The organism is Vibrio atlanticus (assembly GCF_024347315.1).
GTDB lineage: Bacteria > Pseudomonadota > Gammaproteobacteria > Enterobacterales > Vibrionaceae > Vibrio > Vibrio atlanticus.
Map to the genome: position 1 here is coordinate 1,346,390 of NZ_AP025461.1, position 22,982 is coordinate 1,369,371.

Here is a 22,982-nt window from a genome sequence, read left to right on the forward strand (position 1 = left end):
TTGTTGGCTGGAAATCAAAACAAATTAGGAGCAGATAATGGCAAATACTAAAGAAATTCGCACCAAGATAGGCAGTGTTAGTAACACTCAGAAAATCACTAGTGCAATGGAGATGGTTGCGGCAAGTAAGATGCGTAAAGTTCAAGACAATATGACGCTAACACGTCCATATGCCGAGAACATGCGTAAAGTTATCTCTCATGTCGCATCAGGGTCGCTGGAATACCAGCACCCCTACCTTCAACAGCGTGAACCAAAACGCGTTGCTTACATCATTATTTCGTCCGATCGAGGCTTATGTGGTGGCTTGAACTCGAACTTGTTCAAGAAAGTGTTAGAAGAAATGGAGATGTGGCGTACCAAAGGCGTTGAAGTAGAAACGACCTTAATTGGTTCAAAAGCTATCTCATTTTTCCAACGTAGCGGCAATGTTATCGCGCAAACGTCAGGCCTTGGTGACGCGCCTAAATTAGAAGACATTTTAGGTACGGTTAACGCGATGCTAGGGCATTACGACGACGAAAAAATCGACAGTTTGTATCTCGTGTATAACCAGTTCATCAACACCATGGTTCAAGAACCAACGACCTTGCAGTTGCTGCCCCACCCTTCAGATTCTGAGGCCGATGGAGGCGCGAAAAAAGCACGTCGTTGGGACTACATCTACGAACAAGCACCAAGAGACATCCTCTCTGAGCTGTTACATCGATACATTGAATCGCAAGTGTATCAAGGCATCGTAGAGAGCATTGCCTGTGAGCAAGCAGCCCGAATGGTGGCCATGAAAGCGGCGACCGATAACGCAGGCCAACTCATCGATGATTTGCAGTTGGTATACAACAAAGCGCGACAGGCTGCCATTACCCAAGAGCTGAGTGAAATAGTCTCAGGTGCTCAAGCTGTCTAAGGGCAGAAAAGAGTGGGTTAAGAATAGAATTTGAGGATTTAGAGATGAGTGTTGGAAAAATAGTTAAAGTTATCGGCGCGGTGGTAGACGTCGAGTTCAGCGGCGGCAACAGCCCACGCGTTTATGATGCATTGAAAGTGACGAGCGAGGAAGCAAGCTCTCTCGTATTGGAAGTTCAGCAACAACTGGGTGGCAGTATCGTTCGTTGTATTGCAATGGGTACGTCAGATGGCTTGCGCCGCGGCCTAACTGTTGAAAACACAGGTTCTCCAATCACCGTTCCTGTGGGCGAAGAAACCTTAGGCCGTATCATGAACGTTCTTGGTCAGCCTATCGATGAATGTGGTGAAATCGGTCAAAAAGAAAGCTACGAAATTCACCGTGAAGCACCCTCTTATGAAGAACAAGCAAACAGCACTGAACTTCTTGAGACCGGCGTTAAAGTTATCGACCTTATTTGTCCGTTCGCCAAGGGCGGTAAAATCGGTCTGTTTGGTGGTGCGGGTGTAGGTAAAACCGTCAACATGATGGAGCTTATCAACAACATCGCTAAAGCTCACTCAGGTCTTTCTGTATTTACCGGTGTTGGTGAACGTACTCGTGAAGGTAACGATTTCTACTACGAGATGAAAGAAGCTGGCGTACTAGACAAAGTTGCCATGGTTTACGGCCAAATGAACGAGCCACCAGGAAACCGTCTACGTGTTGCGCTGACTGGTCTTACTATGGCTGAGCGTTTCCGTGATGAAGGTCGTGATGTACTGTTGTTCATTGATAATATCTACCGTTACACGCTTGCGGGAACAGAGGTATCAGCACTGTTAGGTCGTATGCCTTCAGCAGTAGGTTACCAACCAACGCTTGCCGAAGAGATGGGTGTTCTGCAAGAACGTATCACATCAACCAGACAAGGTTCTATCACGTCTATCCAAGCGGTATACGTACCTGCGGATGACTTGACGGATCCATCGCCAGCAACAACCTTTGCTCACTTAGATGCGACCGTTGTACTGTCTCGTAACATTGCTGCATTGGGTCTATACCCTGCGATTGACCCGTTGGATTCGACCTCTCGTCAACTGGATCCTCTCGTGGTTGGTCAAGAGCACTACGACATTGCACAAACGGTTCAAACAACACTGCAACGTTACAAAGAGCTTAAAGATATCATCGCGATTCTTGGTATGGATGAGCTTTCTACGGAAGATAAGCAGATCGTATCTCGCGCTCGTAAGATTGAACGTTTCTTAACGCAGCCTTACCACGTAGCCGAAGTGTTTACCGGTCAGAAAGGTGTCTTTGTACCGCTAAGCGAAACACTAAGAGGCTTTAAAGGTCTGTTAAGCGGTGAATATGACGATATCCCAGAGCAAGCGTTCTTGTACTGTGGCTCTATCGACGAAGTGCTTAACAAAGCAAAATCACTCTAAGAGGTAGGTGCACCATGGCTATCGGAATTACAGATAATACATTTCAACTTAATATTGTAAGTGCGGAAGGTACGCTGTTTTCAGGTCCAGCGTATGCCCTAGCCGTTTCTGGCGCTGATGGTGAACTGGGGATTCGCCCCGGTCACTCCCCGCTTCTCAGTAAGATCAAACCGGGCGTGACCGTGTTTGTTACAGACCCTAAATCAGAAGGCCAAGTGCTGTATGTCTCTGGCGGGATGCTGGAAGTTCAGCCGGATGTAGTAACGGTGTTAGCCGATACTGCCTTGCACGGCCAAGATATTGACCGCGCTCGCGCAGAAGAAGCGAAATATGCAGCCCTAGAGAATATCAATAAGGGCAATGTCGACATCAACTTTGCACAAGCTCAGCTTGAACTAGCAAAAGCCGTTGCTCAGCTTCGCGCATCAGAACTGACGTCTTCTCGCACTCGACACTGAGAATAAGCGTTATTGGCCGTTAGCTGTGCTAGCAAACAAATACAAAAAAGGCTCACTAGATAGTGAGCCTTTTGATATCTGCTTAACGTAAAACCGAGGTCTAACGTTGCTTGATGTTCAAACGAATAGTTTTAAAAGATTCGTTTTAGAAAAGCAGTTTAGAGCTGAACTATAGAACTATAGAACTATAGCTTAGAAGAATTCAATCGAGTTACGGCCGCTTTTGTCGTCACGTTGTGGCTTAGGCGTATCCGCTTTCTTTCTCGGTTTGTTTTCTTTCTTCTTCTCTTTTTTCTCTTTCTTCGGTTCAGCCGTTGCGCTTAGCATTTCTGCTTTGCTTTTCTTAGATTCTTTCTTCTTAGAATCTTTTTTAAACTGACCTTTCTTCGCCTTGTTATCTTTTTTAGGCGCTTCTTTCTTTTTCGGCTTTTCTGATTCTTCTTGTACTGGCTGATCACATACCACTACATAGTATTCTTGGTTGAATTCAAAGAAGTCGCCATCGTACATTTTACGACGTTTACGAGTTTCTAATTCACCATTTACCGCTACGTAGCCTTCAGAGATTATGTGTTTAGCTTCACCGCCACCACTCACTAGGTTAGCAATTTTAAACACTTTGTAGAGTTCGATTGGCTGAGACGATACATCAATACCAATTGCTTCAATCTCAATCTCTTCGCCTTCTTCGCCAAGCTCTTGGCCTTCGTAGTCAGCGTCTTCGTAATGTTCTTGGTCCATGGTGACCTCTACCTAAATATGTACTTCTGAAATATTGGGCGCAGTGTAATCTTAAAACAACGAAATGACCATGTTGAATTCACCAAGCACTCTTTTGTTCTCATTACAAACACACTTTACATCGACCCACCAACATTCGAAAGACTGACAAGTTGCTGCGTATATTCATGCTGCGGATTACCAAACAAAGTCTCAGTGTCACCTTTCTCTATTACCTCGCCTGCTTTCATCACAATGGTGTAATGACACAAGGATTTCACGACATTCAGATCATGGCTGATAAACAGATAGGTTAGGCCATACTTTTCTTGAAGTGACTTCAACAAATCCAGTACTTGAGCTTGGACGGTTCTGTCTAATGACGATGTTAGCTCATCGAGCAAGATAAACTCTGGTTTAAGGATCAAAGCACGAGCAATCGCAATACGCTGCCTTTGTCCGCCAGAAAATTCATTTGGGTAACGGTGGCGAGTTTCTGGGTCAAGGTCGACCTCTTTCATTACATCACAGATGCGTTGGTCGAGTTCGTGCTCATCCAATTGTTGATGCACTAACAAACCTTCGCCAATCACCTGAGCGACTGACATTCTTGGGTTTAGCGCAGAAAACGGGTCTTGGAAGACCACTTGCATACGGCTTCGAAAAGGTAGCATCTGTTGGCGGTTTAAGCCTTGAATTTGTTCATCTGCGTAAGTAATTGAACCTTCACTTTGCACCAATTTGAGTATCGCCATACCGGTTGTCGATTTACCAGAGCCACTTTCGCCAACTAAACCGATTGAGTGCCCTTTCTTCAAAGTGAACTCCATATCGGTCACAGCTTTGACATGAGAAATGGTTCGCTTGAATAAACCGCCCGTAATCGGGAACCAAACACGAAGTTGATTAACATCGAGCAGAGGTTCACTTTCCGGAGAAACTGGAACGGGCAAACCTTTCGGGTCAGAGTTGATAAGCTTTTGCGTATAAGGGTGAGCTGGTGCATTAAACAGGGTATGGCAGTCATTACTTTCAACCAAGCGACCATCTTTCATTACCGCCACTCTGTCGGCAATTTTACGAACGATACTCAAATCGTGTGTGATAAAGAGCATCGCCATACCCAGCTCTTGTTGCAGATCTTTTAACAGGTCGAGAATCTGCGCTTGTACTGATACATCCAACGCAGTCGTCGGCTCGTCAGCGATAAGCAGCTCTGGCTCGTTAATCAGAGCCATTGCGATCATTACACGCTGACGCTCTCCACCTGATAGCTCGTGTGGGTACGCTGATATCTTCTGCTCTGGGTAACGAATACCCACCTTTGAAAGCCACTCTATCGCCAAGGCTTGAGCTTTATTGGTTCGCATACCTCGGTGAATCGCGAGGGTTTCAACCAGCTGCTTACCGACTCGATGAAGTGGATTAAGCGAAACCATGGGCTCTTGGAAGATCATGCCGATGCGGCCACCACGAATCCCTCGCAATTGTCTTTCAGAACAACTCAGAATATCGGTGCCAGAGAAATTAATCTTACCGTTTAAGTAGTGCGATGAGCCTTTAGGTAGCAGTTTCAATACTGAATTAGCGGTAACCGATTTGCCTGAACCACTCTCTCCTACCAGCGCGAGCGTTTCACCTTTGTATATTTCTAAAGAGACATCTTGCGTCACTTGTTCTATTGAGTCTTTACGCCCGAAACCGACAGACAATTTATCTATGGTCAGAACTGGAGATGCATTAGAAACCTCTGCTGTTAACCCTGAAGTAGGAGCTGTATTTGAAGTCATAACTTATCCTTACTTCTGTTGATGTGGGTCGAAAGCATCACGTACCGCTTCACCAACGAAGACAAGTAACGTAAGCATCAGTGAAAGTACGACGAAAGCTGAGATACCAAGCCAAGGCGCTTGCAAGTTAGCTTTACCTTGCGCCAATAGCTCACCTAATGAAGGCGAACCCGCAGGCAAACCAAAGCCTAAGAAATCTAATGAGGTTAACGTAGTGACCGAGCCAGACAAGATAAACGGCATCATGGTTAACGAAGCAACCATCGCGTTGGGTAGCATGTGACGAAGCATAATGCGTTTGTCGTCAACACCCATGGCTTGCGCGGCTCTTACGTAATCAAAGTTTCGACAACGTAGGAATTCAGCTCGCACGATGCCAACCAAACTCATCCAACTGAACAGCACCATAATTCCGAGCAACCACCAGAAATTAGGTTCGATAAAACTGGAAAGGATAATCAGCAAGAACAGAGTCGGCATGCCAGACCAAACTTCAATGAAGCGCTGCCCGAACAAGTCGACCCAACCACCGTAATAACCTTGTGTCGCCCCGACTACGACGCCGACCACGCTCGATACAATCGTCAGAATAAAACCAAATAGAACGGAAATACGGAACCCATAAATGATGCGAGCTAGCACATCGCGCCCTTTATCATCGGTTCCTAGCCAGTTCACTGAATCTGGCTCCGATGGCACCGCGCCTGAAATATCGAAGTTTATCGTATCGTAGCTAAAAGGAATGATTGGCCACACGATGTAACCGTTGTCTTCAATGAGTTCGATAACATACGGGTCTTTGTAGTCGGCTTCGGTTTCAAACTCGCCACCAAACTCTGTCTCGGCGTACTCATTGATAACAGGTACAAACCACTGATTATCATAAGAAACCAAGAGTGGTTTATCGTTGGCAATGATCTCAGCGAACAGGCTCAATCCAAACAAGATGGTAAATATCCAAAGGGAGATAAAACCACGCTTGTTTGCTTTAAAACGTAACCAACGAGCTTCAGCTAAAGGGTTGTTAAACATTTATTATCAATACCTTTTTATTCGTTCGCCATTAACGCGCTTCAAAATCAATTCGAGGATCAACCCAGGTATAAGTCAGGTCGGAGATAATGCTCAGCACCAAGCCAAGTAAGGTCATGATATAGAGAGAGCTGAACACCACGGGATAGTCACGTTGAATAGTCGATTCAAAGCCAAGCAAACCGATGCCTTCGAGTGAAAACATCACTTCAATCAACATAGAACCCGTGAAGAAAATACTAATAAATGCGCTAGGGAAACCGGCAATAATGATCAGCATAGCGTTACGGAAAACGTGCTTGTAGAGAATACTGCTCTCGTCCAAACCTTTCGCTCGCGCAGTAACCACATATTGCTTGTTAATTTCATCAAGGAAGGAGTTTTTAGTCAGCATGCTCAGTGTGGCAAAGCCGCCGATGACCATAGCGAAAATAGGTAAAGCTAAGTGCCAGAAGTAGTCGCCAATTTGCTGATACCAATTGAGCTGGTCGAAGTTACTCGACACGAGTCCACGCAATGGGAACCAACTGAAGTAGTTACCACTCGCGAACAAAATAATCAGGATAATCGCAAACAAAAAGCCCGGAACGGCGTAACCGACAATCACCACCGCGCTTGACCAAATATCAAACCGAGATCCGTGATGTATCGCCTTCATGATGCCTAAAGGTATCGAAATCACATAGATGATTAACGTACTCCACAACCCTAAAGAAATGGAGACGGGCAGCCGCTCGATGATTAAATCAATCACGTTACCGCCCTTAAACAGGCTTTCACCAAAGTTAAAGGTCGCGTAATTTTTCAACATATCGAAGTAGCGAACATGAATCGGCTTATCAAAGCCAAACTGCTTTTTGATCTCTTCAACCACTTCAGGATCAAGCCCGCGTGAGCCTTTATAGCCACTGGCAGAAGCTTGGTCACTTTCGCTTAAATCAACTTCTTGTCCACCACCAGAAAAGCGCTCCATAATTCCAGAGTTATGCCCTTCTAATTGGGCAACAGCTTGCTCCACCGGGCCACCAGGGGCGATCTGAATGATGAAAAAGTTGATGGTGATGATCGCCCACAGCGTGGGGATCACCAACAATAAACGCCGAAATATATACGCGGCCATGCTAACTAACTCCTAGCGACGTTTTTCAGGAAGCAAAGCCGCCTTCTCTTCTGAAATCCACCATGTATCGATACCTAAATCGTATTTAGGCAATACATCTGGACGCTCAAACTTGTCCCACATTGCTACGCGATATTCACCGACGTGCCATTGCGGGATGTTGTAGAAATTCCACTGCAATACACGGTCAAGTGAACGACCTAACGTAAGCAGCTTTTCAGGATGCTGTTGGTTACGCGCAATTTCTTCTGTTAACGCGTCAACCACCGGATCCATCACACCTGCAGTATTGTAAGTAGAATCAATGTAGTTAGAGTTCCAAACGATCATTAAGTTCGGGCTAGGATAAGGGTTTGCGGAAAATGACGACGAAACCATGTCGAAGTCACGATCACGAAGACGCTTGATGTACTGGGTGGTATCGATGGTACGGATCTTCATCTCGATACCCATGCGTTTCAGGTTTTTTTGAACCGGTGTTGCGATACGCTCGGTGGTTGGGCTGTAAATCAGCAACTCAAATGACATCGGCTTGCCGGTCTTTTCGTTGGTCATCACTTTGTCTTTCAGCACCCAACCCGCTTCTTTCAGCAATTTGAAAGCTGTGCGCATTTGGCTACGAATACGGCCACTGCCATCGGTGACTGATGGCTGGAATTCTTCGGTAAACACTCGCGCTGGAATCTGACCTTTGTACTGAGACAGCAATTCAACTTCAGCTGCACTTGGTAAGCCTTTCGCTTCATAGTCGGTGTTCTGGAAATAACTACGAGTACGTTTGTATTGACCGTAGAACATGTTCTTGTTCATCCACTCAAAGTCCATCGCATAGGTTAACGCTTCTCGAACTTTAGGATCAGAGAACACAGGAGATTGAATATTGAAGACAAAACCTTGAGTCGTCTCTGGCTTCTCATGGTTGATCTCTTCTTTAATGATGTAGCCTTTGTCGAAGTTTGCGCCCGTGTATGAATTGGCCCAGAACTTAGCCGAGTTCTCAGTTCGAAGATCGAACTCCCCTGCTTTGAAGGCTTCCAGCATTACCGTGTCATCGCGATAGTAATCGTACTGCACTTGCTTGAAGTTATTACGTCCAACGTTAACGGGTAGATCCGCAGCCCAGTAATTTTCATCTAAACCGTATGTAACGCTTTGACCAGATTTGTAGCTAATGATCTTATAAGGACCACTGCCTACTGGTGGTTCACTTAAAGGCTCAGACAGCTTTCTGTCTTTCCAGAAATGTTTCGGTAGTACACGAGTGCTTTGCGCAAAGCTAAACAGCTTCTCGCGGTTTGGCTTGTTCATCTCAATACGAACAACCGAATCAGAAACAGCCGTTACAGACTCGATTTCTTTGTAATACACGCGATATTGAGGCACACCTTCTTTCGAAAACTTGTCAAAGGTGAAGGCAACATCGTGAGCGGTGATAGGTTTACCATCTTGGAATTTAGCATTTGGGTTGATGTCGATTTCCATCCAAGTGAAATCACTGGCGTAGCGAACCTTTGAAGCGATCAATGGATAATACGCATCAATCTCGTCACTCGGAGAAAACATCAAGGTATCGTAAATCTCCCCCGTATAGCTGGCAGCAACGCCGCGGGAACCGAATCGATTAAAGCTATCGTACGTACCTATGCTGCCATAGGTCACTTTACCCTGCTTTGGCGCATCAGGATTAACGTAATCGAAGTGAGTGAAATCGGCTGGATATTTCGCTTCACCAAAACCAACCAGTTGTGTGGTTTCAATAACGGTAACAGCGGAAGTTGATTCGGTATCAGAGGCGTGTGTAACGGAGGGATATAGAGCAATTAGCGACAGCATGACTGCACATGACTTCAAATTAGACCTGAAAAATTGAGTGCGCTGCGAGGCTTTGCTTCGGAAATCTGTTCCCATTTGACTCTCCCTTCAAATGTTATGAATTCTATATTCAAGTTGATTAATCGGCTTTGAATGCATACCGTTAAAACAAGTATAGGTTCAAATCTAACATCATGTAATAACTAATAAAACCATCAGCACTTCATCTCTGACGGTTTATTTACAAATTACTCGTCACCGCTCGAAACTATTGGATGCAGTTAGCGCTGATTGCTTTGATTCCTTTAATTAGCTTGGTGGCGTTGGAAAGTACGGGGTAAGGCAGAGGCACGGAGATTGCTCTAGCGGGAATGACATAAGCCTCCACGGTTTAGATTCCCTTTGATTCGCTTCTGAAGTGAAATTTAGGTTCTAAATAATCAACAAACTATACTTTACTGGAGTATCCTTGCAGCCTAGGTCTAAATGGAATGACACTTTGAACAAACCAAACCACATAACATTCGCAACGTTCAACCTTCTGAACTATCTCGAACCACCGAATGCTTATTATGATTTTGAGAACATCTACAGCTTCGAAGAATGGCAGAAGAAGCAACATTGGATGGCTGAAGCTATTCGTTCATTAGATTGTGATGTGATTGGCTTTCAAGAGATATTTAGCCCGAAGTCTTTAGAGCAATTGATGAACAAGCTAGGTTATCCATACTTTGCTGTGGTCGATAGCGCACACGTTGAAGATGATTACCTATACACCTCACCTGTCGTTGGTATCGCATCCCGCTACCCGATTGAAAACGTGCAGCCTGTTACGCCAGATTCAGAGCTACTTTCAGCCTTCAACCTTGGCGACAAATTCTCATTCAACCGAACACCTGTTCACGCCACCATTACGTTACCCCATTTAGGTTCAACCGACTGTTATGTTGTGCATTTCAAATCACAGCGTCCGACAGAGCCAAGAACTGAATCTATCGATGTGGATAACGCTCAGCAAGGTGAAAAACCACAAAGTGACACGCTGGTTAAGCTTCATCAAGAACAACTTGGTTCTTGGCTATCGAGTGTGCAGCGCGGCCTTGAAGCTCAGATGCTGCATCAATACATCACCAATCAACGCTACCAAACCGATCAGCCTGTTGTGTTAATGGGTGACTTTAATAAGCCTCTATTCAACGACGAGTTTAAAGGGCTATTAAGTTATTCAATAAACAAAGACGAAAACAGCAAGCATTGGCTTTCCCACTTCCGGTTAAAAGACAGCTGGGATATTTATCATCAATTGCATGAACAAGACTTACTTGAACAACGTAAACCAACCCACTATTACGGTGCCTCTGGTTCTGTTCTGGATTACATTTTAATGTCGAACGAATTTGACTGTCAGAACTCATCAAGCATGATGGAGATCTCTTGCTACACAGTGCTCGACCATCACCTCATCAATCCCAGCTTTGAACACGACCAATTCAGTACTGACCATGCCATCGTTGCTGTCACCGCTCATATCCGTGAAGCCTAGCTATTCGATTACATCTTCAAGCGAGAGTTACCTGAGTAGAACATGAAAAAAACCGCAGTCAAAAACTGCGGCTTTCCACTTTAGCTAAACGGGTTGAGCCAACCGACGCCCCATCTAGAAACCGATTTACCGTTTATCCAATTACGGAACCTAAAAGTTATAGGTTGCGCCAAGGTAGAAAGAAGCCAATACAATATCTTTCTCTACCTTTTTTTGACTCCAAGAGTTGCCTTCGTTAACTTCTGCTGTAAATGCATCAGCTTCATAACCAAGTCTTAGGCTTAATTCAGATAGCTTTTCTGGGGTGTATTCAACGCCAAAACCAACACGTACACCTGCACCAGAATCATCGAACTCAGAACTTGAAGGACGTGAACCGTCTGAATACTTCATATCGAGGTCGATTGAAGATAAGCCAATTGTACCAAATGGGCGAACTCCGTTATCAAACGTATAACCAAGATTTGCAGCAATCGAGAAGACTTGAGGAGTCCATGTAAAACCAGCGTTGCTACTTAATGGGTATTTAGCAACCACATCACCATAATCCGTGTACTGAAGCTCAAGTGAGACAATACGGTTAAACTTATAACCAGCAATGATTCGGTAAGCATTGTCTTCTGCTTCAAACGTCACTGGTTCTCTAACTGATGAAAATAAACCACCATCATCGACGCCAGAAGTACCAATGGCACCACCGAGATACAAGCCACTGTCATCTGCCATTACATTGTTCGCTGCAAACGCTGACATCATTGCGATGCTTAGAATTAATTTATTGTTCATTATTGATTGACCTTACTTATTTCAAATCAAGATCGCTGCGACTTCCACTGCTACACAATCTTGTTAGAGTTATCCGACACCCCGTCGAATTCGCAAGCAGGATAAGCTCACATAAAACAAAAAAATAAATAAAAATATAATCACTTTATAATCCCAGCCAACAGAATCAGTTAAAAAACAACAAACCACTGAATAAAAAAGAAATAAAAAACACCCCGCATTGACTCTAACAATCCATCCCCTTTCAAATCATCCGGTTTTTATGTTTTTTCACCTGGCACTTACGCAAGCTTACTTTCAAGAGTGGCGTGATTTTGCATAATCCACACGCTTTAGTAGCTTGCGACTTAACTCAATCTCAACCATTCAGAATAAGACGAATAGAAACACGATGAACCACACAATAGAGCTCAACGGCTTAATCATTGATACTGACTCTCGAACGATTACTAATGAACAGGGGAATAAAATCACTTTACGCCCTCACCTACTTTCGGTGCTCTGTTTACTGGCAGAAAATCTAGGGGATCCCGTTTCTAGGGAAGATATTATTGATATGTGCTGGGAAGGGGAACTCACCTCTCCTCACATACTTGCTAACGTCATCTATAATCTGCGTAATGTTTTTACGCGCTTAAGAACACCAGACATTCAGATAACCACAATCACCAAGTTTGGCTACATTTTGTCGGTTGACCCCACTTAATTAAATTTAAGCGACACTACATTGTGTCAAAACTGTATGAGCAACACGCCGTAGCGCACTCTTTATATCTCCATTGTGAACGTATTTATGCAATCAATAGCGTTGATTAAGATCACTAAAAAACGCCCCATCGAAACGTTTCGATGATCGTTATCACACTCTAGGAAAGCGAAGAGTGCAAATGATAAATCAGACACTATTATCACTATCGAAACGTTTCGATGGTTTTTCTTGAGTTGTTCTCAACCCATTAAACGTTATTTTTCGATAGGTCGTGATATGAAAAAAAGTACTCTAATTAATTCTGAACTCTCTTACTTAGTGGCGACTCTTGGCCACACAGATGAAATCACGATTTGTGACGCGGGCTTGCCGATTCCAGATCACGTAACTCGTATTGATCTTGCCTTAACTCATGGTGTTCCGAGCTTTCAGCAAACAGTAAAAACCATGCTGGATGAATCTCAGATTGAAGGCGTTGTGATTGCAGAAGAGTTTGCGAAAGTAAGCCCAGACCATCACGCTGCACTGATTGATTTAGTTAAGACAGAAGAAGCGCGTTGCGGCAAATCGCTTTCGATTACTTACATCACTCATGAAGAATTCAAAGAGCGAACGCATGACAGCCGCGCGGTTATTCGCACTGGCGAATGCACGCCATACGCAAATGTTATTTTCCAAGCTGGCGTAACCTTTTAGCTCAAGCTCAGCGTTTGAACCTAAGCGCAACGACAGCTCAGTGTCATCACTGAACCAAAACAATATTTATGCAGAACAATCAAATACAACTGGCCCCGAGTAAAGGAACCGACATGACTCAAGCCATTTTAGAACTTAGCTCAATTGAGAAAGCCTTCCCAGGTGTGAAAGCACTAGATAAGGCAAGCCTCAACGTTTACCCAGGGCGCGTAATGGCGTTAATGGGGGAAAACGGTGCAGGTAAATCAACGTTGATGAAAGTGCTTACCGGCATTTACCACTTGGACGGCGGCACTATCGCATACCAAGGTAAACCCGCAGCATTTAAAGGACCACGTGATTCACAACAAGGCGGCATTAGCATCATTCACCAAGAGTTGAACCTAATTCCTGAGCTAACCATCGCCGAGAACATCTTCTTAGGTCGTGAAATCACAGGCACCATGGGACGTATCTTGTGGAACGAAATGTACCAAGAAGCGGACAAGCTACTTAAACGCCTTAACGTAAAACACAGTTCAAAAACTCCTTTAGGTCAGCTAAGCCTTGGTGAGCAGCAAATGGTAGAGATAGCGAAAGCCCTATCGTTTGAATCTAAGGTCATCATCATGGATGAGCCAACGGATGCACTAACCGATACCGAAACTGAGTCTCTATTTAAAGTAATTAACGAACTACGTGATGAAGGCTGTGGCATTGTTTACATCTCTCACCGTTTGAAAGAGATCTTTGAGATTTGTGATGACATCACCGTGCTTCGTGACGGTAAGTTCATTGGACAATGTGAAGTAAAAGACACCGACGAAGATGGCCTAATCGAGATGATGGTTGGCCGTAAACTGGACGAGCAATATCCACGTATCGGACAGAGCCACGGTGAAACCTGCCTTGAAGTGATTGGCCTGACTGGTTCTGGTGTTCATGACGTGAGCTTTACTCTAAAGCGCGGCGAGATCCTTGGTGTATCTGGCCTAATGGGTGCAGGTCGTACCGAACTGATGAAAGTGATTTACGGTGCCCTTCCAAGTGAACGCGGCGTCATCAACCTAGAAAACAAAACCATCAACCCTGTAAGCCCGAAAGATGGCTTGGCGAATGGCATTGCTTACATCTCTGAAGACCGTAAAGGCGATGGCTTAGTTCTAGGGCTTTCAGTGAAAGAGAATATGTCTTTATGTTCACTTGACCTACTGACAAAGAGCGGTCAAATCCAACATAAAGACGAAGTGATTGCCGTGGATGACTTCATCAAGCTCTTCAACATCAAAACCCCGACTCGCGAGCAAATCATTGGCAACCTTTCTGGTGGTAACCAACAGAAAGTGGCTATCGCTAAAGGCTTGATGACAAAACCAAAAGTATTGATTCTCGATGAGCCAACGCGTGGTGTCGATGTCGGTGCTAAGAAAGAGATTTACCAACTCATTAATAAGTTTAAAGCCGATGGCATGAGCATTATTTTGGTCTCATCCGAAATGCCAGAAGTGTTAGGAATGAGTGACCGCATCATGGTGATGCATGAAGGCCGTGTAAGCGGTGAATTTGATGCTAAAGAAGCAAACCAAGAATTATTACTGGCGTGTGCGGTCGGTAAAAAGATCAACGAGGACGCAGCATGAGTACTAAAACCATGAGCAAAACAACTGAAACTGAAGCGCCAAAGAAAAAACCGTTAATCAGCAAAGAATGGCTGATTGATCAAAAGTCATTGATTGCTTTGATCTTCCTGATTGTTGTCGTTTCTTTCTTAAACCCAAACTTTTTTACTGTCGACAACATTCTGAATATCCTGCGTCAAACCTCAGTTAACGCGATTATCGCAGTCGGTATGACACTGGTTATTTTAACCGCGGGTATCGACTTGAGTGTCGGCTCTGTACTTGCGCTTTGTGGTGCATTCGCAGCCAGCATGATTGGCATGGAAATCCCTGTGATGATCGCAGTGCCAACCGCTCTAGTAGCTGGTGCAGCATTAGGTGCTATTAGTGGTGTGATTATCGCTAAGGGTAAAGTCCAAGCCTTCATCGCAACGCTTGTAACCATGACACTACTTCGCGGCGTAACCATGGTTTACACCGACGGTCGACCTATCTCAACAGGCTTCACAGACACAGCAGACGCATTCGCTTGGTTCGGTACAGGCTACGCAATGGGCATCCCAGTTCCAGTATGGATCATGGTCGTGGTGTTCGCAGCAGTATGGTACCTATTAAACCACACACGCTTTGGTCGTTACGTTTACGCACTGGGTGGCAACGAATCAGCAACTCGCCTATCAGGCATCGACGTAGACAAAGTGAAAATCGGCGTTTACGCAATCTGTGGCCTGCTAGCTGCAGTGGCTGGCATCATCGTGGCATCGCGTTTGTCATCTGCTCAACCTACCGCAGGTATGGGTTATGAATTAGACGCCATCGCAGCCGTGGTTCTTGGCGGCACAAGCTTAGCGGGCGGTCGTGGTCGCATTATGGGTACATTGATTGGTGCACTGATTATCGGCTTCCTAAACAACGCCCTAAACCTATTAGACGTATCTTCTTACTACCAGATGATTGCAAAAGCAGTGGTTATTCTTCTGGCAGTATTGGTCGACAACAAAAACAAATAAGACTCTAGTTTGAGTCAATGCAACACCCTGCTTTATCTATAGAAAACCCATAGAAAAAGCACCTTTAATGAAAAGATCTATCAGTAACAAACCTATAAACATTAAATCTATAAATAATGTAACAACGAGCTAGGGTTATCCAACCTAGCTCACCCTACATAAAGGACTTACACCATGAAAAAATTAGCGACTCTTATTTCTGCTGCCCTTCTTTCTACAACAGTATCTGTGTCTGCACAGGCGCAAGATACAATGGCAATCGTTCTGTCTACACTGAATAACCCATTCTTTGTAACCATGAAAGATGGCGCAGAAGCGAAAGCAGAAGAGCTAGGCTACAAGCTTATCGTTCTTGATTCTCAAAACGATCCAAGCAAAGAGCTTTCGAACATTGAAGATCTAACCATTCGTGGTGTTAAGGCAATCCTGATTAACCCTACAGATTCAGATGCAGTGTCTAACGCAATTCGCATTGCTAACCGTTCAAACATTCCAGTACTGACACTAGACCGTGGTGCAAGCCGTGGTGACGTAGTGAGCCACATTGCTTCTGATAACGTAATTGGTGGTGAAATGGCGGGTCACTACATCATGGAAAAAGTGGGCGAGAAAGCGAAAGTAATTCAACTTGAAGGTATCGCGGGTACATCGGCTGCTCGTGAACGTGGCGAAGGCTTCATGAACGCAGTAAACGGCAGCGACCTTGAGCTTCTTGCAAGCCAACCTGCTGATTTCGACCGTACTAAAGGTCTGAACGTAATGGAAAACTTGCTTGCTGCTAACCCAGATGTACAAGCGGTATTCGCTCAAAACGATGAAATGGCACTAGGTGCTCTTCGCGCCGTTCAGGCTTCAGGTAAAGAAGTGATGATCGTTGGCTTTGATGGCACTGAAGACGGTATCGCTGCTGTTAACCGCGGCCTACTAGGCGCAACGGTTGCACAACAGCCTGACCTAATCGGTTCTTTAGGTATTGAAATAGCAGACAAAGTACTGAAAGGCGAGACAGTAGACGAGTACGTACCAGTAGCTCTAAAAATCATCGCTAAGTAAGCTTGTTTGTTACTAAGTAATTCAGTTTAACGCTGAAATCTAATTAAGCAGGGAGTCCCCTATCTCCCTGCTCATTAGCTCACTAACTTGCTGACTCAAGAAAAAACAAAAAAACCGACAGTGCATCGCTGTTTCTCATAAGCCGTCTAACAAGGCGAGCAATTTACGTAATGAGAAAGACCCATGCATTTTCAAATACGATATATCATAAGGCTCGTATCATGACTCAACTGATTGTTTTAGGTAGCGTTAACGCTGACCACGTACTGCAAGTTCCTTCGTTCCCTCGTCCGGGTGAAACCTTGATTGGCGGTAACTATCAGGTCATCCCTGGCGGCAAAGGCGCAAACCAAGCGGTAGCTGCAGCGCGATTAAACGCAGATATCGGCTTTATCGCCTGTGTCGGTGACGACCCATTCGGCATCAATATTCGTCAAGATTTTGCCAAAGACGGCATCAACATCGATGGTGTAATCGTTGCAGACAACACGCCGACAGGCATCGCGATGATCCAAGTATCAGCAACAGGTGAAAACAGCATTTGTCTTTCTTCTGAAGCCAATAACAAGCTGACTTGCGACCAAATTGAACCGCATCTAGAGAAGATTCGCGGCGCTAAATATCTTCTAACTCAACTTGAAACGCCAATTGAAGGCATTGAATACGCAGCAAAAGTAGCAAAAGAGAGTGGCACTCAAGTGATTCTAAACCCGGCTCCTGCTCGTCCATTATCGGATTCATTGCTTGCTTGTGTTGATGTGATTACACCCAACGAAACCGAAGCAGAAGTTTTGACAGGCATTACTGTTACTGACAGCGCATCCGCTCATCAGGCAGCTTTAGCTTTGCACGCAAAAGGCATCGAGACGGTAATGATCACGCTTGGCGCGAAGGGCGTTTGGGTAAGTAAAAACGACAAAGGCGAGCTCATTGCAGGGTTCCGCGTTGAAGCAACGGATACAACCGCTGCTGGTGATACCTTCAACGGCGCATTGGTGACAGGCTTGCTTGAAGACATGCCACTTGAGCGCGCGATTAAGTTTGCTCATGCCGCTGCTGCTATTTCCGTAACTCGCTTTGGTGCTCAAACGTCGATTCCAAGCCGTGCTGAAACCGATGCGTTTTTATCAGATCAATTATCTGCCTAACTTTAGACCCATTTGAAGGCTTAACTCCTGAGCTAAACCGTAGTTAACGGATGTTAGCCTTCAAATTCGGTAACAACAAATAACAAGCATAAGCCCCTGTTTTCGGGCAGAATATCGCGCAACGTGGCAAGTTACTCCCACAAGGATTTTTTATGGCAACAATGAAAGACGTCGCTCGGCTAGCAAAGGTTTCAACTTCAACCGTCAGCCATGTGATCAACAAGTCACGTTTTGTCAGTGAAGAGATTGCTGAGCGTGTTAACAGTGCGGCTAAAGAACTCAACTACGCACCGTCTGCATTGGCTCGCAGCTTGAAAATGAAGCAAACCAAAACCTTGGGTATGCTGGTTACTACCTCTACCAACCCATTCTTTGGCGAAGTAGTAAAAGGGGTTGAACGTCGTTGTTATGAGAAAGGCTACAACCTTATCTTGTGTAACACCGAAGGCGACAGCGACCGTATGAAGTCATCTATCGATACCTTGTTGCAAAAGAGAGTCGATGGCTTGATGTTGATGTGTTCAACCCTTGAAGGGCAGCATATTGACGTATTTGAACGCTACCCAGAACTACCTGTTGTGGTCATGGACTGGGGTCCAATGCTGTTCGCGAGTGATAAGATCCAAGACAACTCGCACCAAGGTGGCTATATGGCGACCAAGCATTTGATAGACAACGGCCACTCTCAGATTGGTTGTATCACCGGCCCACTTCACCGCAATCAAGCCTCTTCTCGTTATCAAGGCTTCAAGCAAGCAATGGAAGAAGCAAAGCTAGAGATCAATGCTAAATGGATTGTTGAATCCAACTTCGAATGCGACGGCGGTTTTGACTCTTACCAAACACTAAAAACCCGAGGCGTAATGCCGTCAGCAATCTTCGTGAGTAATGACATGATGGCAATGGGGGTGATTCACGCTGCCGCACAAGATGGCACGTCGATTCCAAACGATCTTTCGATCATTGGCTACGATGACATCCACTTGTCAAAATACATGACCCCAGCATTGAGCACTATCCACCAGCCAAAGCACCGTTTAGGTAAAGCGGCCGTAGATACTCTCTTGAACCGACTCAAAACACCTGATGCGTATCCGCAGGTTGTTGAGTTAGAGCCAACGTTAGTTGAGCGAAGCAGCGTAAAAGCGATTTAGGGCTCAGCCCTCCACAGACTAAATCACAAAGGGCAAGGTTATCTAACCTTGCCCTTTTCGATTCTATTGCGTTTCACTCTTCGACTTCAGCAGCTTGGGTTCTGGTAAAACTGCTGGCGTGCTGTCCATATAGGTCAAGAAATTCGCCCATACCTCATGTGTACGCTGCTTGGTTAACCTTATCTTGCAAGAAAGCGCCATAACCCCTCGAATGGTACCATCACGCCATTGGGTATACACCGAGTCACAATGTGCCGTGATGTAAGCTTGCCAACTGTCTTGAGCCACCTTGATTGAACTGACCAACTCCGCATCATAAGCATTGTGCTCAAAGCTGGCTTCAAGGTACTGTTCAAGCTCCACTTGTGCGGATTCTAGTTCAATTGCAGCACAGTGATTAATATCCAATGTAGTCATTGCATTCTCACAATCAACAACGTTTTCACCTGCCAGTGCAGAGAATGAAAAGCACACAGATATGAGTGCTGATATAAGTCTTTTCATAAACATCCTTAATCCTGTCACCACCAAAATAAATAGCAATATTATCGATTAGTTTAAAAACGGACCAGTATTCAGCCATTCAACTGAGACCCAATAACAAAAATTCATCACGTCATCATCAAACAAAAGGTACGGCTAACATCCTGATTTCTATAGTGCGACCATGCGTTACGCTATTTATATCAATAACTCAGACTTTTGTTCACACTATTTATGCATAAGCTTGCGTTATTATCGCTAAATTTATAAATTAAGTTGCATGCACACACCAATCGGTCACGCTTCTCTTAATATGGATATCAAGTACCACCATTTTGCCAAAACTTCGTTCTTCTTTGCCATTTCTTTCTTTTTTTTCATGGCATTGCTCATTCCTTTGACACCTTCTCATTACCAAACGTTAACCGAAGACACATCAAGGTTAGTAGAAACGAGGTTAGAAGGGATTCAATCAAGGTTCGACCGTTTTTTATCTGAAATTACCCCAGATCAGCCTTGCGACACGATTGTTAGACAACTTCGACAAAACGTTTTTGAAGCTGATTGGGTGAAAGAAGCCGCGGTGTTCGACAAAGAGAACCGATTTTACTGTTCAACCACCGAGGGTGAAGTTTCATTTCGCCTATACAACACCATCAGGCAGCGGCTCAATGAAGCCCCAAATTTAACCACCTTATCGTATTCAAACTCAGCGATTACTAAGGTGCAATCCATCATGCTAATATTCTCGACTAAGGAAGGCTCAGGAGTGAGCCTGATGATTCCTCCGCACTTCATCTTTGAGCTTGTAGAAGCTAATTTGAATAGCCAGGGCATTAACTCTAAAGTTGAGGTGATCAAAAGAGACATTCACCCTACCGACCTCGGCTCATACAACGCGACAGTACGGATACAGTCAGACATCTACCCATTTACCGTCACCTCATACATTGGTTATCAGTATTATATTAACTTCATGCTGAGTCACTTATGGTTTGGCTTTCTTATGGCGGGAATTACGACCATTATTCGCCTTTCCCTCAAGCATAAAAAACAGAGCCAACGTAGCTTAGAATATTCGCTATCCAGTGCTCTGAAAAACAAACACCTACATGTTCACATGCAACCTATCGTTAATCAAAGCACCAATAAAATCGTAGGCTGTGAGTCATTATTGAGATGGAACGATCCAATTGAAGGTAACGTCTCTCCTGCTATCTTCATTCCATTGGCTGAAAGTTTAGGCTTGATTGAGAAGCTGACCTATTTCGTGCTGCATGAAGTGTTAACGACATTGAAAAGTAATCCAGAGGTGTTTGCATCAAAGTACATCAGCGTCAACATCAGCCGAAACGTTGTATCCAACAGTAACTTCACGAATAAAGTGATTAGCATCTTTAAAAGACACCCTGAGATTCTCAAGCAAGTGGTTTTCGAGGTGACAGAGGATGGTGAGTGTTCTGATGCCGATATGGTCAAAATTAAGGACAACTTGCAAAAGCTCTCTGAGCTTGGTGTAAGAATTGCCATAGATGACTTTGGTACTGGCTACGCAGGACTAGATTTTGTAAGGCAATTTCCGTTCAGTATTCTCAAGGTTGATCGCGTGTTCGTGAAAAACATATCCGACGAATCCAGTTTTGGTATCCCACTATTAGAATCCATGCTTCAGTTATCACGCACCTTAGGCATGCAGGTCATAGTTGAAGGCGTTGAGTACGAGTCACAACTGAAGATCTTGTCGAAACTAGGCGTCGACTACATCCAAGGCTTCTACTTCTATAAACCTATGCCAATAAGCCTCGCCATTAGCTTGATCAAACAGCAAGATTTTGAATCAGATAACGTTGAGGAACTGTACCTCAACGCTGAAGTGTGATTTGGTTTAGATTGGTATAAAGCACAAACCCAACACCGACATGAAGTCTGTGTTGGGAACAACTTTTAGTTTCCTTAACCCTACTTAGCTCTCATGTCCAAAATAGGCATATTTTCACCACCCAACATTGTTGCTGGTAGCTTTCCGTCCCAATTTTGAGCTTCGGTCAGTTTAATAATTAACGGGTTATCCCCAAGAGCTTTGGCCTTTGCATTAATCGCTTCTGCTTCAGCAAAACCTTTTAATTTAATCGCCTTAGCTTCAGCTATAGCGATAAGCTCAATACCATCAGCTTCGGCTTTTGCCGTATTTACGGCTCTTTGAGCTTCTAAGTTTTGTCTAGCCAGTTTATGTTTCTCTGCTGCGGCTAAGTTTTTCTCAGTCTGCTTCGTTTCGATTGAAGTAAGGTATTTTTTGGGTAGGGCTATATTTTCAATCTGTATATTATCTACGCTTACTGGAAACGCGGCCATTTCTTCAATTAAATTGGATTCAATCGCCTGAATAGCACTCGCTCTATCTTGAATTAACTGCTCTGCATCATACTTGGGAATAACATCCTTGGTTGCAGACCTAAACCTAGGGTCAAGAATACGAGCTTCAAATTGCGGAAGACCGCCATACTGTCTAAAAAGATCTAACGCTGCAGATTTATCTACCGTCCAGTTAACGGATACGACGACAGTAACTGGCATCTGCTCCTTTGTACTAGAGGCCATTTTCTCTTCATTCTTGCGTGTTCGAACTTCAATTTCTTCAACGCTGTCGATAAACGGGACTTTGAAGTGTAAGCCTGGGCTTACCTGTGTTTTAGCTTCACTAAAGCGCTTAACAATACCAATGTGCCCCTCATTAACAGTATAAACTGAACTAAAGAGAACAAAAGCAACGGTAATTCCGGCACCTAGCTTTTTAATAGGTAAGTTAAATTTCTTCATTTCTACAGCTTGTTTCATGTTTTTACCAACCAACTTATTATATGTGTAAATAATCTATACTAATCTTTACGCTCGCAAGAAGGTGAGCCCCACAGAACTAGTTAAGTACACGGTACTCTTACTGTAACCATCGAGCGTAACCGCCGAGCGTAACGCATCATATTAATCCTGATTTATTATTACTTGTCTGCTTTATATTCCATCACGAGTCTTACTATTCCATCGAGTTCCTCGCGTTCGTTTGACGAATATAACCCAGACTCTACAACACCAACGTCATCGTTATTGAAAACACCGACACGTAACTCATACTTTTTGGTTAAAAGGTATCCAGCGATGCCAATTATGGAAAACACACCAATACCAGCAAGTGGACGAAAAAGGAAAATAGGTAAACTAAACACAACCGCAATAAAAAACGACCTTGTAATTTTACTTTTAATGTCATGCTCTTTAACGTATATATTTTCTAACGTATTGAGCTTAAGAGGCTTTGGGCTCTTCCTTGTTACAATCGAATCAAACTCAAGCCAAATATTCTTTTTGCCACTTTCCATTGTTCCTCCTCCATAGAGCCAACCAACGGCAATACGATAACCCTTTCTTTAACAACACCTTATCAGTCAAAACTTGCAAGGTAAATAATTAACGCGATTAGTTCTCATTATCACAGATGATGTCAGTTCGTAATTTGATGGTGACTTTAACCTAGCCGA

Annotated in this window: 21 protein-coding genes; 12 read left to right on the forward strand and 9 right to left on the reverse strand. The window is 44.3% G+C overall.

Annotated elements, in window-relative coordinates; translation table 11 throughout:
• Nucleotides 1-37: 37 nt before the first annotated feature.
• Genes atpG through OCV30_RS21635 form a run of 3 tightly spaced genes read left to right on the forward strand, consistent with a single transcriptional unit; the run spans nt 38 to nt 2,795 of the window.
• The gene (gene atpG / locus OCV30_RS21625) at nt 38-907 is read left to right on the forward strand and encodes a F0F1 ATP synthase subunit gamma (RefSeq protein WP_012600781.1); all 870 of its coding nucleotides are present in this window, start codon (nt 38-40) and stop codon (nt 905-907) included.
• A 44-nt stretch (nt 908-951) separates the two neighbouring features.
• Nucleotides 952-2,337, forward strand: a complete 1,386-nt coding sequence (gene atpD / locus OCV30_RS21630) for a F0F1 ATP synthase subunit beta (protein ID WP_065679421.1) — start codon at nt 952-954, stop codon at nt 2,335-2,337.
• A 14-nt stretch (nt 2,338-2,351) separates the two neighbouring features.
• The gene (locus OCV30_RS21635; protein ID WP_004730391.1) at nt 2,352-2,795 is read left to right on the forward strand and encodes a F0F1 ATP synthase subunit epsilon; all 444 of its coding nucleotides are present in this window, start codon (nt 2,352-2,354) and stop codon (nt 2,793-2,795) included.
• Between the two features lie 192 nt (nt 2,796-2,987).
• Here OCV30_RS21635 and OCV30_RS21640 read toward each other — a convergent pair whose 3' ends face one another.
• The 5 genes from OCV30_RS21640 to OCV30_RS21660 form a co-directional block, all read right to left on the reverse strand.
• The gene (locus OCV30_RS21640) at nt 2,988-3,536 is read right to left on the reverse strand and encodes an RNA-binding S4 domain-containing protein (RefSeq protein WP_065679422.1); all 549 of its coding nucleotides are present in this window, start codon (nt 3,534-3,536) and stop codon (nt 2,988-2,990) included.
• A gap of 116 nt (nt 3,537-3,652) precedes the next feature.
• Entirely contained in the window at nt 3,653-5,305 is a 1,653-nt protein-coding gene (locus tag OCV30_RS21645) for an ABC transporter ATP-binding protein (protein ID WP_065679423.1), read from the reverse strand.
• 9 nt (nt 5,306-5,314) lie between these two features.
• Nucleotides 5,315-6,337 carry an ABC transporter permease gene (locus OCV30_RS21650; RefSeq protein WP_009844912.1) on the reverse strand — a complete coding sequence of 341 codons (1,023 nt, stop codon included), beginning with the start codon at nt 6,335-6,337 and terminating at the stop codon, nt 5,315-5,317.
• A gap of 31 nt (nt 6,338-6,368) precedes the next feature.
• Complete coding sequence (locus OCV30_RS21655; protein ID WP_004730359.1) at nt 6,369-7,457, reverse strand: microcin C ABC transporter permease YejB; 1,089 nt, start codon at nt 7,455-7,457, stop codon at nt 6,369-6,371.
• Between the two features lie 12 nt (nt 7,458-7,469).
• A complete protein-coding gene (locus tag OCV30_RS21660; protein WP_065679424.1) occupies nt 7,470-9,365 on the reverse strand; it encodes an extracellular solute-binding protein in 1,896 nt (631 codons plus the stop codon).
• Nucleotides 9,366-9,768: 403 nt separating this feature from the next.
• On the opposite strand from OCV30_RS21660, the gene OCV30_RS21665 reads away from it, so the two are divergent.
• Nucleotides 9,769-10,812, forward strand: coding sequence for an endonuclease/exonuclease/phosphatase family protein (locus tag OCV30_RS21665; RefSeq protein WP_065679425.1), 1,044 nt, complete (start codon nt 9,769-9,771; stop codon nt 10,810-10,812).
• 150 nt (nt 10,813-10,962) lie between these two features.
• On the opposite strand, the gene OCV30_RS21670 is transcribed toward OCV30_RS21665, so the two are convergent.
• The gene (locus OCV30_RS21670; protein ID WP_065679426.1) at nt 10,963-11,598 is read right to left on the reverse strand and encodes a porin family protein; all 636 of its coding nucleotides are present in this window, start codon (nt 11,596-11,598) and stop codon (nt 10,963-10,965) included.
• 391 nt (nt 11,599-11,989) lie between these two features.
• On the opposite strand from OCV30_RS21670, the gene OCV30_RS21675 reads away from it, so the two are divergent.
• The 7 genes from OCV30_RS21675 to OCV30_RS21705 all read left to right on the forward strand — a co-directional run bounded on the left by OCV30_RS21675 (nt 11,990) and on the right by OCV30_RS21705 (nt 18,966).
• On the forward strand, nt 11,990-12,304 hold the full coding sequence (locus OCV30_RS21675) for a winged helix-turn-helix domain-containing protein (protein ID WP_017099336.1): 315 nt from the start codon (nt 11,990-11,992) through the stop codon (nt 12,302-12,304).
• Nucleotides 12,305-12,583: 279 nt separating this feature from the next.
• Nucleotides 12,584-13,003, forward strand: coding sequence for a D-ribose pyranase (rbsD, locus tag OCV30_RS21680; protein WP_009844907.1), 420 nt, complete (start codon nt 12,584-12,586; stop codon nt 13,001-13,003).
• Nucleotides 13,004-13,116: 113 nt separating this feature from the next.
• Nucleotides 13,117-14,622, forward strand: a complete 1,506-nt coding sequence (gene rbsA, locus OCV30_RS21685) for a ribose ABC transporter ATP-binding protein RbsA (protein ID WP_065679427.1) — start codon at nt 13,117-13,119, stop codon at nt 14,620-14,622.
• Entirely contained in the window at nt 14,619-15,611 is a 993-nt protein-coding gene (gene rbsC / locus OCV30_RS21690; RefSeq protein WP_009844905.1) for a ribose ABC transporter permease, read from the forward strand. Before rbsA ends, rbsC begins: the two co-directional genes overlap by 4 nt.
• A gap of 174 nt (nt 15,612-15,785) precedes the next feature.
• The gene (gene rbsB, locus OCV30_RS21695) at nt 15,786-16,664 is read left to right on the forward strand and encodes a ribose ABC transporter substrate-binding protein RbsB (protein WP_012600805.1); all 879 of its coding nucleotides are present in this window, start codon (nt 15,786-15,788) and stop codon (nt 16,662-16,664) included.
• A 221-nt stretch (nt 16,665-16,885) separates the two neighbouring features.
• Nucleotides 16,886-17,812, forward strand: a complete 927-nt coding sequence (gene rbsK, locus OCV30_RS21700) for a ribokinase (protein ID WP_065679428.1) — start codon at nt 16,886-16,888, stop codon at nt 17,810-17,812.
• Between the two features lie 152 nt (nt 17,813-17,964).
• Entirely contained in the window at nt 17,965-18,966 is a 1,002-nt protein-coding gene (locus OCV30_RS21705; RefSeq protein WP_065679429.1) for a substrate-binding domain-containing protein, read from the forward strand.
• Nucleotides 18,967-19,029: 63 nt separating this feature from the next.
• Here OCV30_RS21705 and OCV30_RS21710 read toward each other — a convergent pair whose 3' ends face one another.
• A complete protein-coding gene (locus OCV30_RS21710; protein WP_065679430.1) occupies nt 19,030-19,470 on the reverse strand; it encodes a lysozyme inhibitor LprI family protein in 441 nt (146 codons plus the stop codon).
• A gap of 292 nt (nt 19,471-19,762) precedes the next feature.
• Between OCV30_RS21710 and OCV30_RS21715 the strand changes: the two genes are divergently transcribed.
• Nucleotides 19,763-21,328 carry a cyclic diguanylate phosphodiesterase gene (locus OCV30_RS21715; RefSeq protein WP_065679441.1) on the forward strand — a complete coding sequence of 522 codons (1,566 nt, stop codon included), beginning with the start codon at nt 19,763-19,765 and terminating at the stop codon, nt 21,326-21,328.
• An 80-nt stretch (nt 21,329-21,408) separates the two neighbouring features.
• Here the strand turns inward: OCV30_RS21715 and OCV30_RS21720 are convergent, their stop codons facing one another.
• Both OCV30_RS21720 and OCV30_RS21725 read right to left on the reverse strand, forming a co-directional pair.
• Complete coding sequence (locus OCV30_RS21720; RefSeq protein WP_049779392.1) at nt 21,409-22,284, reverse strand: prohibitin family protein; 876 nt, start codon at nt 22,282-22,284, stop codon at nt 21,409-21,411.
• Nucleotides 22,285-22,445: 161 nt separating this feature from the next.
• Nucleotides 22,446-22,823 carry a hypothetical protein gene (locus OCV30_RS21725; protein ID WP_065679431.1) on the reverse strand — a complete coding sequence of 126 codons (378 nt, stop codon included), beginning with the start codon at nt 22,821-22,823 and terminating at the stop codon, nt 22,446-22,448.
• Between the last annotated feature and the right edge of the window lie 159 nt (nt 22,824-22,982).